Below are 289 nucleotides of genomic sequence, written 5' to 3'. Positions count from 1 at the left end.
ATTGTGTTGCTGCGGTTTGCGGCAGCCGCCCTAGAGCAGCAATAACAGCGCCGTTGTAAGGGTGAAAAATGACGCCACCGTTGCCACCAACAAGCCACTGGAACAGAAGTTGCGCATACCGTAATGACTGCCAACCATCGGAAACAGCGCCGCCATGGGCAAGGCAGCATAAACAATGGTGAGGGTTTGCAATGTCGGGTCAAAGTCGGGCCACAGCATCAATACCAACATCACCGCCAGTGGATGAACCAGCAGCTTGATGGTGCTGAGAAAGCTGATATCACGGAGG

At 54.0% G+C, this 289-nt stretch carries 1 protein-coding gene; it reads right to left on the bottom strand.

The annotated features are described in order from the left end of the window. Positions 1–30: 30 nt before the first annotated feature. On the bottom strand, positions 31–289 hold a 259-nt coding region (locus Q4563_RS19075; protein WP_303605631.1), incomplete at its 5' end, for a hypothetical protein.

The organism is Gilvimarinus sp. 1_MG-2023 (assembly GCF_030548285.1).
The sequence above is the reverse complement of the archived record's forward strand: the minus strand, read 5'-3'. Positions and strand labels throughout refer to the sequence as shown.